The organism is Allobosea sp. 05T433, from assembly GCF_056396065.1.
Map to the genome: position 1 here is coordinate 103,845 of NZ_JBFTKS010000012.1, position 21,457 is coordinate 125,301.

Here is a 21,457-nt window from a genome sequence, read left to right on the forward strand (position 1 = left end):
CGATCTTTCAGACTGTGCCTGAAATGAGTGCGGGAGATGCGGTCGCTCGCGCTCATGGCGCCGCCCCGGCACGGATCAGCGGACGTTTCGCGATGCTTCTATCCGACAAGATAACCGGGGGCGTGATGGTGGCGCTCGGCGCCACTGCCTTCCTCTATGGATCCACACTTCCGCCGGTCCCTGGCCAGCAGGTCGGCCCCTCCGCCTTTCCAATGGCCGTCGGGGCTGCCCTCGTCCTCTGCGGCACGCTGATCGCCTTCGGTATCGGGCGGCATTTCGAAGAAGTGGCCGAGGCGGATGTCGCGAGCCATAGTGCGCCGGAACTGCTCGAGCCCTTGCCGGCCTGGCGGAACTGGCTTGCATTGCTGCCGCCGGCTCTGCTCGCCTTCTATGCGCTTGCGTCCGAGGCAATGGGCTTTCTGCCGACGGCAGGGATCATGGTTGTGATCGCGAGCTTCGCCTTCGGGGCGCGGCCGAAGCTCGCGGTGCCGTTGGCGCTGATCGCGCCTTTCGTCATCAACCTGATTTTCCTGAAGCTGCTGCGCGTGCCCTTGCCCGGCGGCCTTCTGCCTTTCCCGTGGTGAGCCGATGAATACCGTCATCCAGGCCTTCGGACTGGTCTTCCAGACCGATGTGATGATCGCGATCGTCGCCTCGGCCTTCTATGGCCTGACGGTCGGCGCGTTGCCGGGGCTCTCGGCCACGATGGCGACGGCACTCCTGGTGCCGATCACCTTCTATCTGTCACCGATCGCGGCCATCGCCACCATCATCACCGCATCGGCGATGGCGATCTTCTCGGGCGATATTCCGGGCTGCCTGCTGCGCATTCCCGGGACGCCGGCTTCCGCGGCCTACACGGACGAAGCCTATGCAATGACCCGCAAGGGCCAAGCCGAGACGGCACTCGGCATCTGCCTGTGGTTCTCGGCGCTCGGCGGCATCGCCGGCACGCTGTCGCTGATGCTGATCGCACCGTTGCTGGCCGAGTTTGCGCTGTCCTTCTCGACCTACGAGAATTTCTGGCTCGCCATGCTGGGGCTGATGTGCTCGACGCTGGTCGCCCGCTCCTCGCCGATCAAGGCTATCGCCGCGATGCTGCTTGGCCTGCTCATCACCTGCATCGGTATCGACAATCCCGGCGGCGTCCCGCGCTTCACCTTCGGCTCGACCGATCTTCTTGGCGGCATCGAGCCGATACCGGCGCTGGTCGGCGTCTTTGCGCTTGCCGAGGTGATGCGCGCCCTGACCGAGCGCGAGCCGCCGAAGCTGGAGCACCGCCGGCTCGGCAGCATCCTCAAGGGGCAGATCGAGCTGACCAAGAAATATCCGAAGCAGCAGACGCGCGGGAACATCGTCGGCATCATCATCGGCGTCCTGCCCGGTGCCGGTGCCGACATGGCTGCCTGGGTCAGCTATGCGATGTCCAAGCGCTTCTCAAAGACCCCGGAGAAATTCGGGACCGGCCATCCCGAAGGTTTGATCGAGGCTGGCGCAAGCAATAACGCCTCGCTCGCGTCGGGTTGGGTTCCGGCGCTGCTCTTCGGCATTCCCGGCGACACGATCACGGCGATCGCCATCGGCGTGCTTTACATGAAGGGGCTCAATCCGGGCCCGACGCTGTTCACCGAGCAGGCGTCGAGCATGTATGCGCTCTACATCATCTTCCTGCTCAGCAACATCATCATGATCCCGTTCGGCATCATCATGATCAGGCTGGCGAGCCGTGTCGTCGGGGCTCCGCGCTCGGCGGTCATGCCGGTGATCATGATCTTTTGTGCGGTCGGGGCCTTCTCAACGGCGGGCAACAACCTGTTTGCGGTCTGGTGCGTCGCGATCTTCGGCCTGCTCGGCTTTGTGATGGAGAAGAACGGCTATCCCGTTGCTGCCATGGTGCTCGGCATCGTCATGGGCACGATGGTGGAGCAGAGCTTCGTCACCTCGTTGATCAAGTCGGACGGTTCCATCCTGCCCTTCTTCAGCCGCCCGGTCTCGATGGTGCTGTCTTCGATGACGATCGCGGCACTGCTCTGGCCGGTCTTCATGTGGTCCCTGGAGAAACTGCGGTCGAGACGGGCGGTCGCCGCGTAGTTGCGGCGGGCGCGCGGCGTCAGGCTATTACGTCGCGCGCCTTCAATGCGTCCAGACGCTCGGCAGGCAGACCGAGTTCGTCCGCGAGGACTGCCCAGGTGTCATGGCCCAGCGCCGGCGGCATATGGCGCACCGGCAGCCGTTCGCCATCGAGGCGGTAGGGCGGAGCGAGTACGGCGGGTGCGCCGGCATTGTCCCCGTCCTCCACCAGCATGCCGGCCCGCCCAGCCCGCTCCGAGCGCAAGGCGCGGTTGAGGCCGAGCACCTCGCCGCTGGGAATGCCGTTCGCCGCCAGTTTCGTGAGCAGTTCGGCGCGCGGGCGGGCGCGCAGCTCCGCCTCGATGAGCGGCAACAGTTCGGAGCGGTGGGTGGTGCGCTGGAGATTTGTGGCGTAGCGCGGGTTCTCAGCAAGGTCGACCCGGTCGATCACCGAACGGCAGAAACGATCATATTGAGCGTTGTTCCCGACCGTGAGGACGAGCGCGCCGTCCGCCGCATCGAACACGCCATAGGGTACGATCGAGGGATGGGCGTTGCCGTAGCGCGGCGGGTCCCCGCCGAGCGCCAGGGCCTCCAGCCCGTAATAGGAGGTGACCGAGAGGCCGCAATCGAACAGCGCCATCTCGACATGCCTGCCCTTGCCGGTGCGTCCGCGCTGGACGAGAGCCGCGAGCACGGCCTGCGCCGCATATTGGCCGGTGAAGAGATCGGCAATCGCGACACCGAATTTCAGCGGGGGCTGGTCGTCATTGCCGTTCATGGCCATGAGGCCGGATTCGCCCTGGATGACGAGATCGTAGCCGGGTCGTGCGGCCTCCGGTCCATCGGAGCCGTAGCCGGCAATGGAGCAGTAGATCAGGCCGGGGTTCCCGGCGCTGAGCGCGGCATAGCCAAGGCCGAGCTTGTCGGCGCCGCCGGTTTTGAAATTCTGGATCAGCACGTCGCTCTTGCGCGCGAGCTCAAGGATGATGGCGAGGCCCTCGGGCTGGCCGAGATCGATGCCGATCGAGCGCTTGTTGCGGTTGACGCTGTTGAAATAGCAGGTGTTGCGCTCTCCGAGCCGCATGCCCCAGTCGCGCGTATCGTCGCCGCGCTGGGGATGCTCGACCTTGATGACATCGGCGCCGAGATCGGCCAGGACCTGGCCGCACCAGGGGCCGGCGAGGATGCGCGAGAGATCGAGAACGCGAATGCCGGCGAGGGGAAGGTCGGATGCGATCACGAACCCATCACTCCTTCAAGACTGGCTGCCAGCGCGATCAGGCGCGGCCGGACGTCCTCGAGCAGGAAACCGGGATCGAGGATGACGGTCGGCGCGCCGCAATTGATCGTCATCGGCGGCAGGCCTCCACCGGGGTGGAAGGCCACTGCGATCGCGCTCACCGTCGGCTGCCAGTCGCCGAAGGAGCGGACGCAACCTGTCATGCGATACTCCTCGAGCGCCTGTTCAATGCCCTCGCGCAGACTCGGCCAGGCAGCGTCGTCGACGGAGCGGAAATCGTCCATGATGGCCTGGCGCTCGGCCGGGTCGCAGGCGGCGAGATAGGCCCGGCCCATGGCGCTGCGTGCCATCGAGATGCGCGAGCCGGTATCGATGTTGAGGGCGATCGCGACCTCGCCCCGGCAGCACTCGATATAGCGCATGCTCAGCCGGTCGCGGACGCCGAGGCCGACCGAGGCCTTGGCGAAGTCGGCGAGTTCCTGCATGCCGGGCCGTGCGATCTGGCGCACATCGAGCCCGGCAAGCGCGGTGGCGCCGAGTGCGATCAGCGCGGTGCCAAGCCGGTATGCTCCGCTATGCGGGACATGATGGAGATAGCCCAGCTTGGTCAGCGTATAGGTCAGCCGCGAAACGGTGGAACGGGCAAGTCCGCAGCGTGCTGCGATTTCCGAGTTGGCGAGCGCATCCTCGTTGCGCTTGAAACAGGCGAGCACATCGAGCCCACGCGCCAGGGCGGTGACGAAATGCCGGTCTTCCTTCGGCCCGGCTCGTTCGCCGCGTTCGGGGGCGTCCGACAGCTGCGCCGCCATGGCCTCAGCGTTTCATCAGGAACGCGGCGAAGGCGGCCTGCGCCTCGGCCGAGACCAGGCGCTCGCCGAAATGCCTGGCTTCGAGCGCGATCGTTTCGGCCACGGCGGCGGCATTGCCGCGCTTCAGCAGCATCTTCGTCAGGGCGACCGATTGCGGCGGCAGGGCAGCGAGCGCCCGCGCCTTGTCGAGCGCGATCGAGAGCGCTTCGCCTTCCGCCACCACGGCATTGACGAGGCCCGCTTCGGCTGCCGTCTCGGGAGGGAACGCCTCGCCCAGCAGCAGCAGTTCCGCGGCGCGCTTGGTGCCGGCAATCATCGGCAGCAGATGGCTCGATCCGCCTTCGGGGCAGAGCCCGAGCGTAACGAAGGGCAGGCGGAAGCTGGCGCTACGCCCGGCGAAGGCAAGGTCGCAATGCAACAGCATGGTGGTGCCGATGCCGACGGCAAAGCCTTCGACCGCGGCGACGATCGGCTTCTTCGCCGTCGAGATCGTCGTCAGGAAATCGATGGCGATGCGCGCACCGTCGCCCGAGGCCGCGGCGAAATCCTTGATGTCGTTACCGCTGGTGAAGCACCCGGCCGCGCCGGTGAGCACCAGCGCGCGGACAGCCTCATCAGCTTCGCCTGCGGTGATGGCCGCGATCAATCCGCCATAGGTTGCGCGGTCGAGCGCGTTGCGCCGGTCGGGGCGATTGATGGTGATCTGGAGGACGCCGGGAAAGGGGCTTTGAGTCAGAACGGTCGCGGTCATCCCTTGCCTATCCCCTGTCGATCTTCACGCAATCCCAGCAGCGCTGTTCTGCCTGTCGGAAGGATGCGCCGTGATACTGGATTCGCAGGAACGATCCGTCCTAGCGTCGATCCGTGCAAGGCATGACATGCAGCTTCCGGAGCGGTCAAGTTGTGGGCGTTCATTCTGCAATGCAGTTCCCGCTTGTGGCGCCGCCGGAGCCGTCCTGCCCATTCTTGACAAGCCGTGGCCAGTCGCCTCTCTAGTCCGAGAAATGCAGCATTCAATTCTGCAGTGCAGACTGAAAGCGTGAGKAACATGCCCATGGAGACCGTCCGGCTCTCGCAGCGCGGCCCGGTGGCGATCGCGACCATCGATAATCCTCCTGTGAATGCCCTGAGTGCGAGCCTGCGGGCCGCTCTCGTCGATGCGCTTTCGCGCGCGGTTGCCGATCCGGCGGTCGAGTCTATCGTGATCGCGGCCGCCGGGCGGGCCTTCATCGCCGGTGCCGATATCAGCGAGTTCGGCAGGCCGCCGGTCGAACCGACCTTGCCTGGCGTGCTCGCGATCATCGAAGGCTCCGCGAAGCCGGTGGTGGCTGCCATTCAGGGCGTCGCGCTGGGCGGGGGGCTGGAACTGGCGCTCGCCTGCCATGGCCGTGTGGCGGCACCAGCGGCAAAGCTCGGCCTGCCCGAGATCAAGCTCGGCATCATTCCGGGTGCCGGCGGAACCCAACGCCTGCCGCGCGTGATCGGTGCGGCGAAGGCCTTTCCCCTGATGCTGAGCGGAGAGGCGATCTCTGCGGAGAAGGCGGTCGCACTCGGCCTCGTCGACCGGGTCGTCGAGGGCGACCTCGTCGCTGCGGCCATTGCGCTGGCGCAGGAGCTTGCGGCCAAGGGGGCGCCCGTGAAGACCGGCGAGCGCGCGGACATGCTGACATCATCCGACCGCGAGGCGTTCGAGGCTTTGGCCAAGGATGCGGCAGCCAGGTCGGGCGACATGCCGAATGCGCTGGCGCTGATCGAGGCGGTGCGCGGCGTCTTCACCCTGCCATTTGGCGAGGGGCTTGCTGCCGAGCGCGCGCTGTTCCTCAAGCTGGTCGTCGATGACCGTTCCAAGGCCCTGCGCTACGCCTTCTTTGCCGAGCGCGAGGCGGCCAAGGTCCCGGGCATCGACGAGGGCAAGGGGACGCGTCAGATCCGGCAGGCGGCCGTCATTGGCGCCGGCACGATGGGTGGCGGGATCGCGATGTGTTTCGCCAATGCCGGCATCCCAGTGACCGTGATCGAGACGACGCGGGAGCAGCTCGACAAGGGCTATGCCCGCATCCGCGACACCTACGGCTTCTCGGTCAAGCGCGGTTCGCTGACGGAGGCCGCGCGTGACCAGCGCATGGCGCTGATCACGCCGAAGCTCGGGCTCGAGGCGGCAGCGGAGGCGGATATCGTGATCGAAGCCGCCTTCGAGGAGATGGGCGTCAAGCAGGAGATCTTCGGCGCGCTCGATGGGATTGCGAAGCAAGGCGCAATCCTGGCCTCGAACACCTCCTATCTCGACCTCGCGACGATCGCCATGGCAACGAAGCGGCCGCAGGATGTGATCGGGATGCATTTCTTCAGCCCGGCCAATGTCATGAAGCTGCTTGAAATCGTGCGGCCAGCCGGCGTTGCGGATGATGCGGTGGGCACTGCGATTTCGCTCGGACGCAGGCTCGGCAAGGTGCCGGTCGTGGTCGGGAACTGCTTCGGCTTCGTTGGCAACCGCATGCTGGAACAGCGCACGCGGGCCGCCGAGCGGCTGCTGATCGCCGGTGCGCTGCCGCATGAGGTCGACGCGGCGCTGACCGGTTTCGGCTTCAAGATGGGGCCATTCGCGATGTCGGATCTCGCGGGCAACGATATCGGCTGGCGCACGCGCAAGTCGCGCGGCAAAACCGCAGCGGTCGCGGACGCGATCTGCGAGCGCGGCTGGTTTGGTCAGAAGACCGGGCGTGGCTACTATCTCTATCCGGAGGGCGCGCGCGCCGGGCAACGCGACCCGGAGGTCGAGGCGCTGATTGCGCAGGTTTCCAAGGAGCAGGGCGTTGAGCGCCGGGCGATGAAGCCGGACGAAATCCTGGCGCGCCTGCTCGATCCGATGGTCAATGAGGGTGCGAAGATCCTCGCGGAGGGGATTGCTGCGCGGCCGGGCGATATCGATACGATCTGGATCAACGGCTATAACTGGCCGGCCTGGCGCGGTGGGCCGATGCACTGGGCTGACTCTGTCGGGCTCGACGTGATCGTCAAGCGTCTGGAAAGGCTCGCAGCGGAAAGCGGTGATGCCGCGCTCGAACCGGCGCCGCTGCTGCGCGAGCTCGCGGCCGAGGGCAAGGGCTTCGCGGACCTGAAGGCCAGGGCGGCGTGATCCAGGCAGCGCGCCCGATCTGGCAGGAGCGCTTTCCGCAGGCCTGCGACTGGGACGCGGCAGTGGAAACCGGTACGGTGCCGGATCTGCTCGTGCCGGCCGTCGCGGCGCGGCCGGACGCGGTGGCCATCGCGTTCCGCGAGAGCGAGCTGAGCTATGGCGAACTCGACAGGCTGGCCACCCGGCTCGCGGCGGGGTTGATCGCCGATGGCGTCAGGCAGGGCGACCGGGTGGCGCTGTTCCTTCCCAATACGCTCTGGCATCCCGTCGCGTTCTTCGCGGTCGCGCGCTGCGGCGCGACCGTCGTGCATCTCAGCGCGCTCGATGCCTTGCGGGAGCTTGAGCACAAGCTCGTGGCGACGCAGCCGGTCCGCCTGATCACCACGAACCTTCCAGGCTTCCTGCCGCAGGTGCAGGCGTTGCGTGCGGCGGGCTTCGTCGATCGCGTATTGGTCGGCGAGGATGCGCGCTGGGGACCGGGGGAGGCCGAGCCGCAGGATCTGCCGCCTGGTGGCGGCTTCGCCTGGCTCGACGACCTGATGACGGCGCCTGACCCGGCGAACTGGCCGGTGCTTTCACCCGACGATGTGATGCTGCTGCAGTTCACCGGCGGCACGACAGGGGCGCCGAAGGCAGCGATGCTGACGCATGGCAATCTTGTCTCGGCGGTGAACATCTACCGTCTCTGGACTGATGGCGAACCGTTGGAAGCCGGAGCGCAGACCGCGATCGCGGTGCTGCCGCTGTTCCATATCTACGCGCTGACCACGATCCTGCTGCGCCATTTGCGGGACGGCAACCGCATCCTGCTGCGCCAGCGCTTCGATGTCGAAACCCTGATCGAGGATATCGCGATCCGTCGCGCGACGATGTTCTCCGGTGTGCCGACGATGTGGTTTGCCCTGCTCAACCGCAAGGGCGTCGAGACGGTCGATTTTTCGTCGTTGCGCTCCTGCGTCTCGGGCGGCGCGCCCCTGCCCTTCGAGGTCCAGACCCGACTCGAAGGCATATTGGGCGTCAGGCTGAACAATGGCTGGGGCATGACCGAGACCGCGCCCGCCGGCTCGCGCCTGCCGAAGCAGGCGAAACCTCGGCCGGGCGTGATCGGCGTACCGCTGCCAGGCCTCGAGATGAAGATCGTCTCGCTCGACGTCGGGCGTGCCGATTGCCCGCCCGACGAAATCGGTGAGATCGCCATTCGCGGCCCCAATGTCTTCAAGGGTTATTGGAACGAGGCGGAGGCGACGCGCGATGCCTTCCACGAGGGCTGGTTCCTGACCGGGGATCTCGGCCGGATGGACGCCGACGGGCTGTTCCAGATCGTCGACCGGCGCAAGAACATGATCATCTCGAGCGGCTTCAACGTCTATCCGGTGGCGATCGAGAATGCGATCTACGAGCATCCGGCGGTGCAGGAAGTGCTGGTGATCGGCATCGACGACGATTATCGCGGCCAGGCGGCGAAGGCCTTCGTCGTGCTCAAGGCCGGCATGCCTGCCTTTACGCTCGACGAATTGCTGCACTTCCTCAAGGATCGCCTCGGCCGGCACGAGACGCCGCGCGCGCTGGAATTTCGCGAGAGCCTGCCGCGCAGCGCTGCCGGGAAGCTGCTGGCGAAGGTGTTGATCGCCGAAGAACAAGAGAAGCGGGCCAAGCCCGCTTCGCCCGAATCCGCTGCATAGGACCTGAGAAAATCCATGACCGAAGCCGTCATCGTCTCCACCGCCCGCACGCCGATCGGCAAGGCCTATCGCGGTGCCTTCAACCAGACCCGCGGTGCCGATCTTGCGGCGCACGCGATCAAGGCAGCCTATGAGAAGGCCGGGATCGAGCCGGCGGCGATCGAGGAGATCGTGCTCGGCTGCGGCTATCCGGAGGCTGCGACCGGCGGCAATGTCGCCCGTCATGCCGCGCTGGTCGCCGGCATCCCGGTCGCGTCTGCCGGTGTCACCGTCAGCCGCTTCTGCGCTTCGGGCCTCGAGGCGATCGCGCATGCGGCGCGGCGCATTGTCATGGACGGCGTGCCGGTCGCGATCGGCGGAGGCGTCGAGTCGATCAGCCTGGTGCAGCCGGTGGTGCGGCGCGAACTCACCCAGAACGACTGGCTGATGAAGCACAAGCCCGAGATCTACACGACGATGATCGAGACCGCCGACAACGTCGCCGAGCGCTACGGCATCTCGCGCGAGGTGCAGGATCTGTTCTCGCTGGAAAGCCAGCGCCGCACCGCCGCGGCCCAGCAGCGCCTGCTGTTCGACGACGAGATCGTGCCGATGAGCGCAGTGATGTCCGTCACCGACAAGGCGAGCGGCGAAACGCGGAACGAGCAGGTCACGCTCGCCAAGGACGAGGGCAACCGGCCGGACACTACGCTGGAGGGACTTGCGAAGCTGAAGCCGGTGCGCGGCGAGGACAAGTTCATCACCGCCGGCAATGCCAGCCAGCTCTCGGACGGTGCGGCTGCGAGCGTCGTGATGTCGGCGAAGGAGGCTGCGCGGCGGGGCCTGTCGCCGCTCGGCATCTTCCGTGGCTTCGCCTCGGCCGGCTGCGAGCCGGACGAGATGGGCATCGGCCCGGTCTTCGCCGTGCCGCGCCTGCTCGAGCGCAATGGCCTGAAGGTTTCGGATATCGATCTCTGGGAACTCAACGAGGCCTTCGCCTCCCAGTCGATCTATTGCCGCGACACGCTCGGCATCGATCCCGAGAAGGTCAACGTCAATGGCGGCGCGATCTCGGTCGGCCATCCCTTCGGGATGAGCGGGGCGCGGCTGGTTGGCCATGCATTGCTGGAGGGGCGCCGCCGCAAGGCGCGCTATGCCGTCGTCACCATGTGCGTCGCCGGCGGCATGGGCTGCGCGGGGCTGTTCGAGATCAATCAGGGCTAGCCATCATGGACCTGCGCTTCACGCCCGAGGAAATCGCCTTCCGCGATGAGGTGAGGCAGTTCTTCCGCACCGAGATCCCGGCTTCTATCCGCAGGAAGGTCTCCGAAGGCCTCGGGCTGGCGCGGGAGGATTATGTCACCTCGCAGCGGGTCATGAACGCGCGCGGCTGGGCCGTACCGCATTGGCCGAGCGAATGGGGCGGGCAGGATTGGAGCCCGATCCAGCGCTATATCTTCACTGAGGAGATGCTGCTCGCCGCCGTGCCGCTGCCGCAGCAGTTCAATTGCTACATGGTCGGGCCGGTGATCGCGGCCTTCGGCTCCCAGAGCCAGAAGGAGAAGCACCTCGCGCGTATCGCCAATCTCGACGAATGGTGGTGCCAGGGCTTTTCCGAGCCCGGCGCGGGTTCGGACCTCGCCTCGCTGAAGACGCGGGCCGTCCGCGATGGCAATCATTACGTCGTCAACGGCCAGAAGACCTGGACCACGCTCGGGCAGCACGCAGACTGGATCTTCTGCCTCGTGCGCACCGACCCCGCGGCGAAGAAGCAGGCCGGGATCTCTTTCATCCTGATCGACATGAAGACGCCCGGCATCACCCTGCGCCCGATCATCACGCTCGAGGGCCGGCACGAGGTCAACGAGGTTTTCTTCGACGATGTCCGCGTGCCCGTCGAAAACCTCGTCGGCGAGGAGAACAGAGGCTGGGACTATGCCAAGTTCCTCCTTGCCAACGAGCGTGTCGGCATCGCCCGGATCGGCCTCTCCAAGGAACGTCTTGCCCGGATCAAACGGCTGGCGAAGGAGATGCCGGCCGGCGACGGTGTGCTGTGGGATGACGCCGATTTCCGCGAACGGTTTGCGCTGGTCGAGATCGAACTGAAGGCGCTGGAAATCACCCAGATGCGGGTGGTCGCAGCACAGGGCAGGCGCGATCCCAACAAACCCGATCCTGCCTCCTCAATCCTCAAGATCAAGGGCTCCCAATTGCAGCAGGCGACGACGGAACTGCTGCTGGAGGTGGCCGGGCCATTCGCGCTTGCCGCGCCGCTGCGGACGGGCGACCTCACCAATGACTGGCCCTTCGAGCATGACTGGGCCGATGCGGCTGCAGCGAGCTATTTCAACAACCGCAAGGTCTCGATCTATGGCGGCTCGAACGAAATCCAGAAGAACATCATCGCCAAGGCGGTGCTGGGGCTTTGACGATGAGGCTTGGCGCCCTGCCGCGTCCTGGCCGGGCTTGTCCCGGCCACCCCCGTCTTCCCTTCACGCGCGTCGCAGGACGCAAGAGCTCGCCACAAGGGCGAGCATGACGCGGTGGCTAGCGCCCCGCCAGGCTGGATGAAACCCGATGGATTTCGACCTCTCCTCCGAACAGGCCCAGCTCAAGGACAGTGTCGAGCGGCTGATCGGCGCGGCCTATGGCACGCTCGACGCGCGGCAGGCCTTGGCGAAGGAGCCGCTCGGCTTCTCCGAGAAGGGTTGGGCGCAGCTTGCGGAGCTGGGCCTCACCGGCATCCCGTTTTCTGAGGAGGAGGGCGGTTTCGGCGGCGGTCCTGTCGAGACCATGGTGGTGATGGAGGCGCTGGGCAAGGGACTGGCGCTTGAGCCCTATCTTGCGAGCATTGTGCTGGGTGGCGGCGCCGTCCGGTTCGGCGGTTCGGCTGAACAGAAGGCGCGGATCATTCCGGGCATCGTTGACGGCACCCTGCGCCTGGCGCTGGGCTTCACCGAGAAGCAGTCACGCTACGATCTCTTCGACGTGGCGACGAGCGCGCAGCGCACGGAGACAGGGTTCGTGCTCGATGGCGCCAAGAGCGTCGTGATCAATGGCGACAGCGCGCACCGGATCGTGGTGAGCGCCAGGACAGATGGCGGCCGGCGCGACCGGACCGGTATCAGCCTCTTCCTCGTCGATGCGGCGGCGCCCGGCGTGAGAACCCGAGGCTACCCGACACAGGATGGCGGACGCGCTGCGGAGATCGCCTTCTCCGGCGTCGTGCTCGGCCAGGAGGCTCTGCTGGGATCGCTCGGCGCAGGGCTGCCGATCCTCGAGCGTGTCGCTGACCACGCCATTGCTGCGCTCGCCGCCGAAGCTGTCGGCATCATGGATGCGCTGCACGGCCTGACCGTCGACTATCTCAAGACGCGCCAGCAGTTCGGCGTCGCGATCGGCCAGTTCCAGGTGCTGCAGCATCGCGCCGTCGACATGCTGATGGCGCTCGAACAAGCCCGCTCGATGGCGCTCTATGCCGCGATGATGGTCGGCCATCCCGATGCGGGCGAGCGGACCGCCGCGTTGTCGGCTGTGAAGGTCCAGATCAATCGCTCCTGCCGGCTGGTGGGGCAGGAGGCGGTGCAGCTCCATGGCGGCATCGGCATGACGATGGAATATCTCGGCGCGCATTATTTCAAGCGCCTGACCATGATCGAGAGCCTGTTCGGCGATACCCCCCATCATCTGCGGCGGGTCGGGCAGGCTGGCGGGCTGGTCGCTGCCTCCTGAGGCGACTTGCCGGACGGAGGCGCCCCTTGTCATCTTCGGGGCCGCGTCGTTGACTGGTTTGGCCCAGTGCGTGTCCCCGGAGGTGCGATCGTGAGTTCCGGCCTTGTCGCCCTGCTCGACGATATCGCGGCGCTTGCGAAGGTCGCTGCGGCGTCCCTCGACGATGCCGCGAGCCAGGCGGCGAAGGCGAGTGCCAAGGCTGCCGGCATCGTCATCGACGATACGGCCGTGACGCCGCGCTATGCCGTCGGGTTCAGCGCGGATCGGGAACTTCCGATCATCGGGCGGATCGCGCTGGGCTCATTGCGGAACAAGCTGGTATTCCTGCTGCCGGCGGCGCTCCTGCTGGCGCTGTTCGCACCCTGGGCAATCACGCCGCTGCTGATGCTGGGCAGCCTCTATCTCTGCTTCGAGGGAGCCGAGAAGGTCCTGGAACTGGTCCGGCCTCATGGCGCTGATGTCGAAGGCGAGGGCGCCTCGGCGGGGATCGACGCCACCCAGTTCGAGAACCAGAGGATCAGCGGTGCAGTGAGGACCGACTTCATCCTCTCGGCGGAGATCATGGCGATCACGCTCGCAAGCGTGTCTCAGTCCTCGTTCTGGACGCAGGCGCTGGTCCTGGCCATCGTCGGCATCGGGATGACCGCCTTCGTCTACGGTCTCGTCGCGCTGATCGTGAAGGCCGATGATGCCGGCGTTGCTCTGGCGCAGAACGATCACCCCATCTCAAACCTGCTTCACCTTGGGCGTGGCAAACGCCCCGCCGAAGCCGAGCCCAGCACCGTCGACCGCCTGCTGCGGCCCCTGTCCAAGGGATTCGGGCGGGGGCTCGTGGTGAGCATGCCCGTGCTGCTCTCGATCCTCAGCGCTGTCGGGACCGTCGCCATGCTCTGGGTCGGCGGCGGCATCCTGATCCACGGTTTCGAGGGCTATGGCTTCAGTGCGGTGGGGCACCTCATTCACGATGCCGCCGTGGCATCGGGCCGCCCCGTCCCCGGCCTGGGCGCGGTTGTCGAATGGCTGGTGACGGCGGCGCTGTCGGCGGTCGTCGGGCTGGCCGCGGGCGTGGCAACGATGATCGGCGTTCACTTCGCCGTTGCGCCAGTGCTGAAGCTGTTCGGCAAGAGCAAGCCGAAGCTGGTGTAGCTCCTGCCTTCAGTCGAGCCAGGCGGTGAAGGTCTCGACCGGCTCGCGCTCCGGCACGAGCCGGTTCGCAGCTGCGTCAGGGTCGGCATGGCCGATCGCGATGCCGCAGACGACGACCTCGCTCTCGGGGATCGCCAACGCATCGCGCACGACCGGATGAAAGCGGGCAAAAATCGCCTGCGGGCAGGTATCGAGGCCATGCGCCTGGGCAGCGATCAGCAGATTCTGGATGAACATGCCGAGATCGAGCCAGGAGCCGATTTCGAGGTCGCGGTCGATCGTCACCATCAGCGCGACCGGCGCGCCGAAAAAGCGCAGGTTATAAGCCGTCTGCCGCTTCATACCCTCATGGTCACCCCTGGTGACGCCGAGCAGGCCATAGAGGTCCCAGCCGACCTTGCGGCGGCGCGACTGATAGGGCTCGGTGAAGGTCTGCGGGTAGTAGCGGTACTCCTCCGCCGGTTTGAAGTCGGGATCGTCGAGCGCAGCGAGCAACCCGGCTTCCAGCCGTGCCCGGCTCTTGGGGCCGAGCACACGCGCCTTCCAGGGCTGCATATTGGTCCCGCTCGGCGCTTGGGCGGCGAGTTCGAGCAGGAGCCGCACCAGCGCAGGATCGACCGGATCCGGCAGAAAGGCACGCACCGCGCGGCGACTGCGGATGGCCTGTTCGACCATATCCGGTGCAAGCGCGGTGCGTTTGTTCATCCCCGTGCCGCCTCACGCGCCTTCAGGAAGGCGTGGTGCTCGGCGAGCAGGTCGCCGGCGAGCGCCTTGGCGATCAGCGCGCGGGTGTTCTCGATGCCGTAGATCGCGGCGAAGGAGCCGAAGCGCGGGCCTTTGGGCTCACCGAGCAGGATCTCGTAGAGCGTGTTGAACCAGGCGAGCGAGACGCCGGCCGAGCCGTCCTTCTGCACGGTCTTGTAAGGATCGCGTCGGCCGATATCGTAGACCGCGTCCTGGATCGTGCCGGCATCGGTGACGCCTGCAGCCGAGAGTTCGCCGAGCCTGGCTGAGAGATCCTGCAGGGCCTGCCGCTCCTCCAGCGTCGCCGGACGGTATTGTTTGGCTGGCTTCACGAAATCCTGGAAATAGCGGATCGCGTAGCCGACCAGCGCGTCGAGACGCGGATGGGTCGCAGGCGAGGCACCCGGCGCATAGCGGCGCAGGAAGCCCCAGAGCACATCCTTGTCCTCAGCATTGGCGACGGCGACGAGGTTCATCAGCAGCCCGAAGGTGACCTGCGTCTTGGCGGCGTTATCGCCTTCGCCCGAGGCGATCACCTCCGGCGCCGGCGGGTTGCCGTTATGGATATGCCAGACGGGATTGCCGAGCCGGTTCTTCCAATCCTGCCGCTCGTAGCCGCCGAGGAACTGCAGATATTCGTCAGCCGCACGCGGAATGACGTCGAAATGCAGCTTCTTGGCCTCGCGCGGACGCGAGTACATGAAGAGCGCCAGGCTCTCCTGCGAGCCATAGGAGAGCCATTGCTCGATGGTCAGGCCGTTGCCCTTCGACTTCGAGATCTTCTGGCCCTGCTCATCGAGGAAGAGCTCGTAGTTGAAGCCGTCCGGCGGCGTCGCATCGAGGGCGCGCGCGATGGCCGACGAGACCTTGACGGAATCGATCAGGTCCTTGCCGGCCATCTCGTAGTCGATGCCGAGCGCGACCCAGCGCATCGCCCAATCCGGCTTCCATTGCAGCTTGGCATGGCCGCCGGTGATAGGGGTCTCGAAACGCTCGCCGCTCTCCGGGTCGGTCCAGGTGATGGTCCCCTTCTCGACATCGCGCGCCTCGATCGGCACCTGCATGACAATGCGGGTCCTGGGATGGATCGGCAGGAAGGGCGAATAGGTCGCGGCGCGCTCCTCGCGGAGCGTTGGCAGCATGATCTTCATCACCGCGTCGTAGCGCGCCAGCAGCTTCAGCAGGGTCGCGTCGAACTCGCCCGCCCGATAGCTGTCGGTCGAGGACTTGAACTCGTAATCGAAGCCGAACTGGTCGAGGAAGGCACGCAGGCGGGCGTTGTTATGCCGGCCGAACGAGTCATGCGTGCCGAAAGGATCGGGGACCTCGGTCAGCGGCCGTCCGAGATGCTTCGCCAGCAATTCCTTGTTCGGGACGTTGTCCGGCACCTTGCGCAGGCCGTCGAGATCGTCGGAGAAGGCGATCAGCCGCGTCGGCACCGTGTCGTCGGTGAGCACGCGGAAGGCGTGGCGCACCATCGAGGTGCGCGCGACCTCGCCAAAGGTGCCGATATGCGGCAGGCCCGAGGGGCCGTATCCGGTCTCGAAGAGCACCTCTTTCTTGCCCGATTTCTCGATCCGGGCCACGAGCTTGCGTGCTTCCTCGAACGGCCAGGCGGCCGAACGCTGGGCGGCATCCACGAGCGTGGGATCGAAAGCGGACATTTGCGGCGGGTCCTCGTCTGTCTCAAGGTTTTCGGAAGCTCCGGCTTTGACAGATGAGAACGGGCGGCGTCAATCGGTGCCGGCTGTCCTGGGGCGTTGCCTGCCCTGCACCGCATTCATTGCCTGCCCGGGTCGCGTTCGGTCGAATTGCTCTTGCGGCGCATGCGTATAGGCTCCGCTCCGCGATTGGCTCTGTATCGGATACCTCATGGATCACGCTCTCCTCGAAACGCTCAAGACGTGGCGACGACATCTCCACGCGCATCCCGAACTCTCGCTGAAGGAGAGCGCGACGGCTGCCTTCGTTCAGGAGAAGCTGACCGAACTCGGCATTCCCTTTACCGCCGGCATTGGTGGTCACGGCGTCGTCGCGACGCTGAAGCGCGGCAACTCGGACCGCAGCGTCGGATTGCGGGCCGATATGGACGCCTTGCCGATTCTCGAGGCGAATGACCTGCCCTATGTCTCCACGAACAAGGGCGTGATGCACGCTTGCGGCCATGATGGCCACACGACCTCCCTGCTCGGAGCCGCCGCCCTGCTGGCGCGCGACGAAAGCTGGAGCGGGACGGTCCATCTGCTGTTCCAGCCTTCGGAGGAGAATGGTGCCGGCGCCCGGGCGATGATCGCCGACGGTCTGTTCGAACGCTTCCCGATGGAGCGCGTCTTCGGATTCCATAACTGGCCCGGCCTGGAAGCCGGCACGGTGGCGGTTCATCACGGACCGGTTATGGCCGAACCCGGCCGATTCCGGATCACCCTGCACGGCACGGCCGGCCATGCCGCCAAGCCCGACCTGACGCGCGATCCGATCGTTGCGATGAGCCATCTGATCGTGGCTCTGCAGACGATCGTCGCCCGCAATGTCGATCCGCTCGACAGCGCGGTCGTCTCGGTCGGCATGGTGCATGGCGGCCAGGCGCCGAACCAGATCCCGTCCAGCGTCACCATCGACGGCACTTTCCGGACCTATCGGCCGGCGGTGCGCGATCGCGTGATCGGGAGCCTCAAGCGCATTGCCAACAGCACGGCCGAGGCCTTCGAGATGCGGGCCGAGATCGAGATCATCACTGGCGGTCGCGCCACGGCGAATACCGAACTGGAGGAAGAGATCTCGGTCGCGGCAGCGAAGCAGGCTGGTCTGACTGTTCGGCGCGACGTGCCGCCGAGCACCGCGAGCGAGGATTTCTGCCATTTCATGGCGGACAGGCCGGGCGCCTATGTCTGGATCGGCAATGGCCCGGTGACCGACGGTGGCGAGCTCCACAACGAGCGCTACAACTTCAATGACGATATCCTGCCCGCCACGGCTGGCTGGATGGCAAGCGCGGCCCGCCTGGCGCTCGAGGGCGAGCTCTCCAATACACGCCCCGCGCGATGAAACGGGAGGGAGGCGGGTCCACGGGCTCACCTCCCTCCTGATTCTGCGTGGGGCAACCGAACCTGACGAGATTGGGGCGGCAGCGAGCCTTCGGGGAACCGGGTAGGCCGGGCGCCGATTGCGAGCGCTCCGGACACGAGATCGGCGAGGAGCCTGGGTTGGCTTCCCTTCAGAACGGGCTCACCGGAAAGAACCGCAGATAGAGCCTGGCATAGGTGCCGTCGTCCCAGAGCGATTGGAGCGCATAGTCGATTGCGCGTATGAGGGTCGGGTCATCCTTGCGCGTGAGGAAGCTGACCCCCTCGCCGAAATAGCGGCTTTCCAGGAAGGGGCCGCCGCTGAAGGCGAGCTCGCCGCCGTTGCGGCCGGCGAGCGTGAGTGCAAGCGCGACGCCGTCCCCGAAGACATATTCAACCTCGCCGCTGCGCAATGCGGCAATCGCTGCCGTCAGGCTGGGGGCTTCACGGCGCTGGGCGAAGGGCATCAGACGTTCGAGGAAGGCCTGATGCGCGGAGCCGCTGATGACGGCGATCCGCTTGCCCTGCAACTCGCGGCTGTCGAGTTCCGGCTGAGCACTGCCGCGGGTCGTGACGAAACGGGCAGGGGAACGGAAATAGAGATGGCTGGCGCTGAAACGGGCGCGGATCTGCGGCGTCACCGCCATCGCCGCCGCCAGGACGTCGCCGCGCCCTTCGGCCAGGGAATCGAGCAGCGTGTCGAAGCGGCGGGCCTGAACCGTGCAGGTCCACAGCATCCTCTCGCAGACCGCACGGGCGAGCTCGACCGAGAAACCGGTCAGCGCGCCGTCCGGCGCAGCAAAATGTAGCGGCGGATAGTCGTCGTCGGTCAGGAAACGAACCACGCGTGGGGGCCCGGGCTCCGGCCGATCGAGCCTGATCTTGCCGTCCCAGAAATTGGGGACGGTCGCGGGAGATTGCGCCGCAGCTGTGCCGGCTATCAGGAGGCCAAGGCAGAATGTGGGGGCAAGGAGGGCGAGCCGCTTCATGGCCGCATCTGGCGACAGGGGGCGAGCCTGATCAAGAGGTTTCGCTATTCGCATGTGGAACCCTGTCCCTGCAGGAGAGGGTTCCACATGCGCTGTTGCTTTCCTGGCTTCGGCCTCAGGCCGCCAGCGCCGCCGCCGTTGCCTTCGCGCCCTGCGAGAACAGGCTATCGAGCTGCCGGGCGACAGCCTTGGTGAAGGCCGTCTCGCGCGGCAGATCGCTACCGAAGATCGCTTCGATGCCGAGAAGGCCGCTGCTCAGCGCCTGCGCATTCCGGCCCGCCTGCGTCGCGATGCGGGCGAATTCGCCCGCCAGCGGGTCGCGGACATCGATGACGGTGCCCGTCTCGTCCGTGCCGGTGACGTAACGCATCCAGGCCGCGACGCCGAGCGCAAGGTGATCGATCGGCGCACCGGCCTTGAGGCGTTCGCGGATCGTGCCGAGCAGACGCTGCGGCAGCTTCTGCGAGCCGTCCATGGCGATCTGCCAGGTACGGTGGCGAATGGCGGGGTTGTGGAAGCGGGTGAGCAGCGCGCCGGCATAGTCGGTGAGATCGACGCCTTGCGGAGCGGGCACGGTCGGGATGATCTCGGCCCAGAGCCCCTGCAGGAAGCGGGCGAGCACCGGATCGCCGCTCGCCTCGGCCACGGTCTCGTGGCCGGAGAGATAGCCGAGATAGGCGAGGCTGGAATGGGCACCATTGAGCATGCGCAGCTTCATGAACTCGAAGGGCGCGACCTCGGAGACCATCTGGGCGCCGACTTCGTCCCATGCGGGCCTGCCACTGGCAAAACGATCCTCGACCGCCCATTGCCGGAAGGGTTCTCCGATCACCGGTGCGGCGTCTTCGACACCGAGCAGGCCGGCGGCCTCCGCGATGTCGGCGTCGGTGGTGGCGGGCACGATGCGGTCGACCATCGTCGCCGGGAAGGCTCCATTCGCTTCGATCCAGGCTGCAAGCGTATCGTCCTGCAGAGCTGCGAAGTCGCGCACCAGGCCGCGCAGGACCTTGCCGTTATGCGGAAGGTTGTCGCAGCTCAGCGCGGTAAAGGGAGCGAGGCCTTCGGCCTTTCGCAGCTTCAGGGCGGCGACGATCAGGCCAATGGCCGAGCGCGGGGCATCGGGATGTTCCAGATCGTGAACAATGTCGGGATGATCCTGCCGCAGTCGGCCGGTGGCCGGGTCGTGGCAATAGCCCTTCTCGGTCACGGTCAGCGAGACGATGCGCGTTTCGGCGGCGGCGAGACGTGTGACGAGAGCGGCGGGATTCTCGGGCGCGACGAGCACATCGAGCACGGAACCGATGATGCGCATCTGCGGGCCGTCTGGAGCCCGCTTCAGGAAGCTGTAGAGACCGCCTTGTGGCTTCAGCCTGTCGCGCTGGTCGGGGCGCTGCAGGCTGGCGCCGTTGATACCCCAGGCGCCGAAAGCGTGCTCGAGCGCATCATCCGTATATTCGCAGAGATGGGCGCGGGCGAAGGCGCCGAGCCCGAGATGCACGATGCCGGGCTTCAGCCCTGCGCGCTCATAGGATGGACGGCGGACAGTCTTGGGCAGGCTGCCAAGGGTTTGCGGCGACAGTCTGGTCAATGGAACACTCTTGGCAGCCAGAGGGAGATTGCAGGGACATAGGTCACCAGCAGGAGTACGGCAACGCTGGCGCCGTAGAAGGGCCAGATCGTCCGCATCGATTCCCCGATCGAGACGCGCCCGATGGCACAGGCGACGAACTGTACCGATCCGACCGGCGGCGTGTTCAGGCCGATGCCGGCGTTCAGGATCAGGATCACGCCGAAATGCACGGGGTCGACGCCAAAGGCCTTCACAACCGGCAGAAAGATCGGCGTGCAGATGATGATCATCGGCGCCATGTCCATGAACGTGCCGAGCACGAGCAGGATGAGATTGATCATCAGCAGGATGACGAGCGGGTTGTCCGAGACCGCCTTCATCGCGCCGATCGTCGCTTGCGGCACCTGCAGGAAGGCCATCAGCCAGCCGAAGGCGCCGGCCGTCCCGATCACCAGCAGTACCATAGCCGTGGTGCGAACCGCGCCAAGGGTCGCTTCGACAAAGGCCGTCCAGGTGAGCTGGCGATAGACGAAGATGGTGACGAGGACGGCGTAGACGACAGCCACGCAGGAGGATTCCGTTGCGGTGAAAACGCCGGACCGGACCCCGCCGAAGATGATGAAGATCAGCAGGATGCCGGGCAGCGCCAGCACCATGTAGCGGCCCACCGCAGCAAATCCCGGAAACGCCTCGCGCGGATAGCCGCGCCGGACCGCGACGGCCCAGGCCGCAACCATCAGCGCAGCACAAAGCATCAGCCCGGGGATGATGCCGGCGGTAAACAGATCGGCGATCGAGATGTTTCCGCCCGCCGAGAGCGAATAGATGATCATGTTGTGCGAGGGCGGGATCAGCAGCGCGATGATCGCCGCATTGGCCGTGACATTGACCGCATAGTCCGCGTCGTAGCCGCGTTTGACCATTTGCGGGATCATCAGGCCGCCGACGGCGGATGCATCCGCGACGGCCGAGCCGGAAATGCCGCCGAACAGCGTGCAGGTGACGACATTGACCTGCCCCAGGCCGCCGCGCAGATGGCCGACGAGACTCGAGGCCATCTGGATCAGGCGCTCGGCGATGCCGCCGCGGATCATCAGGTCGCCGGCATAGATGAAAAACGGAATCGCCATCATGGCGAAGGCGTTCATGCCGGAATTCATCTGCTGGAAGACGACGACCGGCGGCAGGCCCATATAGACGACGGTGGCGATCGACGACATGCCCAGGCAGAAAGCCACGGGCACGCCGATGAGGAGAAGCAGCGCGAAGGTACCAAAGAGGATCCAGAGTTCCAT

17 protein-coding genes are annotated in these 21,457 nt (G+C 66.1%); 9 read left to right on the forward strand and 8 right to left on the reverse strand.

The annotated features are described in order from the left end of the window. The first annotated feature begins 92 nt into the window (after positions 1–92). The gene (locus tag AC1DGP_RS18075) at positions 93–584 is read left to right on the forward strand and encodes a tripartite tricarboxylate transporter TctB family protein (protein WP_441504411.1); all 492 of its coding nucleotides are present in this window, start codon (positions 93–95) and stop codon (positions 582–584) included. A gap of 4 nt (positions 585–588) precedes the next feature. Continuing rightward, entirely contained in the window at positions 589–2,091 is a 1,503-nt protein-coding gene (locus AC1DGP_RS18080; RefSeq protein ID WP_441504412.1) for a tripartite tricarboxylate transporter permease, read from the forward strand. A gap of 19 nt (positions 2,092–2,110) precedes the next feature. Here the strand turns inward: AC1DGP_RS18080 and AC1DGP_RS18085 are convergent, their stop codons facing one another. From AC1DGP_RS18085 to AC1DGP_RS18095, 3 genes are read right to left on the reverse strand one after another with little or no spacing between them, the layout of a single operon-like run. Beyond that, positions 2,111–3,313 (reverse strand): CaiB/BaiF CoA transferase family protein, encoded by a 1,203-nt coding sequence (locus AC1DGP_RS18085; RefSeq protein WP_441504413.1) that lies wholly within the window; start codon positions 3,311–3,313, stop codon positions 2,111–2,113. Beyond that, positions 3,310–4,122 carry an IclR family transcriptional regulator gene (locus tag AC1DGP_RS18090; protein WP_441504414.1) on the reverse strand — a complete coding sequence of 271 codons (813 nt, stop codon included), beginning with the start codon at positions 4,120–4,122 and terminating at the stop codon, positions 3,310–3,312. The genes AC1DGP_RS18085 and AC1DGP_RS18090 overlap by 4 nt, the downstream gene beginning before the upstream one ends. Before the next feature lie 4 nt (positions 4,123–4,126). Further along, positions 4,127–4,873, reverse strand: a complete 747-nt coding sequence (locus AC1DGP_RS18095) for an enoyl-CoA hydratase-related protein (protein WP_476832373.1) — start codon at positions 4,871–4,873, stop codon at positions 4,127–4,129. 297 nt (positions 4,874–5,170) lie between these two features. Here AC1DGP_RS18095 and AC1DGP_RS18100 point away from each other — a divergent pair, with 297 nt between their 5' ends. The 6 genes from AC1DGP_RS18100 to AC1DGP_RS18125 all read left to right on the forward strand — a co-directional run bounded on the left by AC1DGP_RS18100 (position 5,171) and on the right by AC1DGP_RS18125 (position 13,797). Further along, complete coding sequence (locus AC1DGP_RS18100) at positions 5,171–7,258, forward strand: 3-hydroxyacyl-CoA dehydrogenase NAD-binding domain-containing protein (RefSeq protein WP_476832374.1); 2,088 nt, start codon at positions 5,171–5,173, stop codon at positions 7,256–7,258. Beyond that, positions 7,255–8,940, forward strand: coding sequence for an AMP-binding protein (locus tag AC1DGP_RS18105; RefSeq protein ID WP_441504417.1), 1,686 nt, complete (start codon positions 7,255–7,257; stop codon positions 8,938–8,940). Before AC1DGP_RS18100 ends, AC1DGP_RS18105 begins: the two co-directional genes overlap by 4 nt. Before the next feature lie 15 nt (positions 8,941–8,955). Continuing rightward, on the forward strand, positions 8,956–10,143 hold the full coding sequence (locus tag AC1DGP_RS18110; RefSeq protein ID WP_441504418.1) for an acetyl-CoA C-acyltransferase: 1,188 nt from the start codon (positions 8,956–8,958) through the stop codon (positions 10,141–10,143). 5 nt (positions 10,144–10,148) lie between these two features. Then, positions 10,149–11,348: an acyl-CoA dehydrogenase family protein gene (locus AC1DGP_RS18115; RefSeq protein ID WP_441504419.1), complete on the forward strand. Its 1,200-nt coding sequence runs from the start codon at positions 10,149–10,151 to the stop codon at positions 11,346–11,348. Between the two features lie 148 nt (positions 11,349–11,496). Next, positions 11,497–12,651 carry an acyl-CoA dehydrogenase family protein gene (locus AC1DGP_RS18120; protein ID WP_441504420.1) on the forward strand — a complete coding sequence of 385 codons (1,155 nt, stop codon included), beginning with the start codon at positions 11,497–11,499 and terminating at the stop codon, positions 12,649–12,651. A gap of 90 nt (positions 12,652–12,741) precedes the next feature. After that, positions 12,742–13,797, forward strand: a complete 1,056-nt coding sequence (locus tag AC1DGP_RS18125; protein ID WP_441504421.1) for a DUF808 domain-containing protein — start codon at positions 12,742–12,744, stop codon at positions 13,795–13,797. Positions 13,798–13,806: 9 nt separating this feature from the next. Here AC1DGP_RS18125 and AC1DGP_RS18130 read toward each other — a convergent pair whose 3' ends face one another. Continuing rightward, positions 13,807–14,502, reverse strand: a complete 696-nt coding sequence (locus AC1DGP_RS18130; protein ID WP_441504422.1) for a nitroreductase — start codon at positions 14,500–14,502, stop codon at positions 13,807–13,809. Next, complete coding sequence (locus tag AC1DGP_RS18135) at positions 14,499–16,205, reverse strand: lysine--tRNA ligase (protein ID WP_441504423.1); 1,707 nt, start codon at positions 16,203–16,205, stop codon at positions 14,499–14,501. The genes AC1DGP_RS18130 and AC1DGP_RS18135 overlap by 4 nt, the downstream gene beginning before the upstream one ends. 208 nt (positions 16,206–16,413) lie before the next feature. Between AC1DGP_RS18135 and AC1DGP_RS18140 the strand changes: the two genes are divergently transcribed. Further along, positions 16,414–17,586, forward strand: coding sequence for an amidohydrolase (locus tag AC1DGP_RS18140; protein WP_476775585.1), 1,173 nt, complete (start codon positions 16,414–16,416; stop codon positions 17,584–17,586). 169 nt (positions 17,587–17,755) lie between these two features. Here the strand turns inward: AC1DGP_RS18140 and AC1DGP_RS18145 are convergent, their stop codons facing one another. The 3 genes from AC1DGP_RS18145 to AC1DGP_RS18155 form a co-directional block, all read right to left on the reverse strand. Then, on the reverse strand, positions 17,756–18,592 hold the full coding sequence (locus tag AC1DGP_RS18145; protein ID WP_441504425.1) for a transporter substrate-binding domain-containing protein: 837 nt from the start codon (positions 18,590–18,592) through the stop codon (positions 17,756–17,758). Positions 18,593–18,707: 115 nt separating this feature from the next. Further along, positions 18,708–20,180 (reverse strand): mannitol dehydrogenase family protein, encoded by a 1,473-nt coding sequence (locus AC1DGP_RS18150; protein ID WP_476832375.1) that lies wholly within the window; start codon positions 20,178–20,180, stop codon positions 18,708–18,710. After that, positions 20,177–21,457: a TRAP transporter large permease gene (locus AC1DGP_RS18155; protein ID WP_441488023.1), complete on the reverse strand. Its 1,281-nt coding sequence runs from the start codon at positions 21,455–21,457 to the stop codon at positions 20,177–20,179. Before AC1DGP_RS18155 ends, AC1DGP_RS18150 begins: the two co-directional genes overlap by 4 nt.

Excerpts from the sequence above, each read along its gene's own strand:
- AC1DGP_RS18090 (WP_441504414.1), bottom strand. The coding sequence starts at position 4,122 with ATGGCGGCGCAGCTGTCGGACGCCCCCGAACGCGGCGAACGAGCCGGG.
- AC1DGP_RS18135 (WP_441504423.1), bottom strand. The coding sequence starts at position 16,205 with ATGTCCGCTTTCGATCCCACGCTCGTGGATGCCGCCCAGCGTTCGGCC.
- AC1DGP_RS18130 (WP_441504422.1), bottom strand. The coding sequence starts at position 14,502 with ATGAACAAACGCACCGCGCTTGCACCGGATATGGTCGAACAGGCCATC.
- AC1DGP_RS18145 (WP_441504425.1), bottom strand. The coding sequence starts at position 18,592 with ATGAAGCGGCTCGCCCTCCTTGCCCCCACATTCTGCCTTGGCCTCCTG.
- AC1DGP_RS18075 (WP_441504411.1), top strand. The coding sequence starts at position 93 with ATGCTTCTATCCGACAAGATAACCGGGGGCGTGATGGTGGCGCTCGGC.
- AC1DGP_RS18120 (WP_441504420.1), top strand. The coding sequence starts at position 11,497 with ATGGATTTCGACCTCTCCTCCGAACAGGCCCAGCTCAAGGACAGTGTC.
- AC1DGP_RS18115 (WP_441504419.1), top strand. The coding sequence starts at position 10,149 with ATGGACCTGCGCTTCACGCCCGAGGAAATCGCCTTCCGCGATGAGGTG.
- AC1DGP_RS18080 (WP_441504412.1), top strand. The coding sequence starts at position 589 with ATGAATACCGTCATCCAGGCCTTCGGACTGGTCTTCCAGACCGATGTG.
- AC1DGP_RS18095 (WP_476832373.1), bottom strand. The coding sequence starts at position 4,873 with ATGACCGCGACCGTTCTGACTCAAAGCCCCTTTCCCGGCGTCCTCCAG.
- AC1DGP_RS18155 (WP_441488023.1), bottom strand. The coding sequence starts at position 21,457 with ATGGAACTCTGGATCCTCTTTGGTACCTTCGCGCTGCTTCTCCTCATC.
- AC1DGP_RS18100 (WP_476832374.1), top strand. The coding sequence starts at position 5,171 with ATGCCCATGGAGACCGTCCGGCTCTCGCAGCGCGGCCCGGTGGCGATC.
- AC1DGP_RS18140 (WP_476775585.1), top strand. The coding sequence starts at position 16,414 with ATGGATCACGCTCTCCTCGAAACGCTCAAGACGTGGCGACGACATCTC.
- AC1DGP_RS18110 (WP_441504418.1), top strand. The coding sequence starts at position 8,956 with ATGACCGAAGCCGTCATCGTCTCCACCGCCCGCACGCCGATCGGCAAG.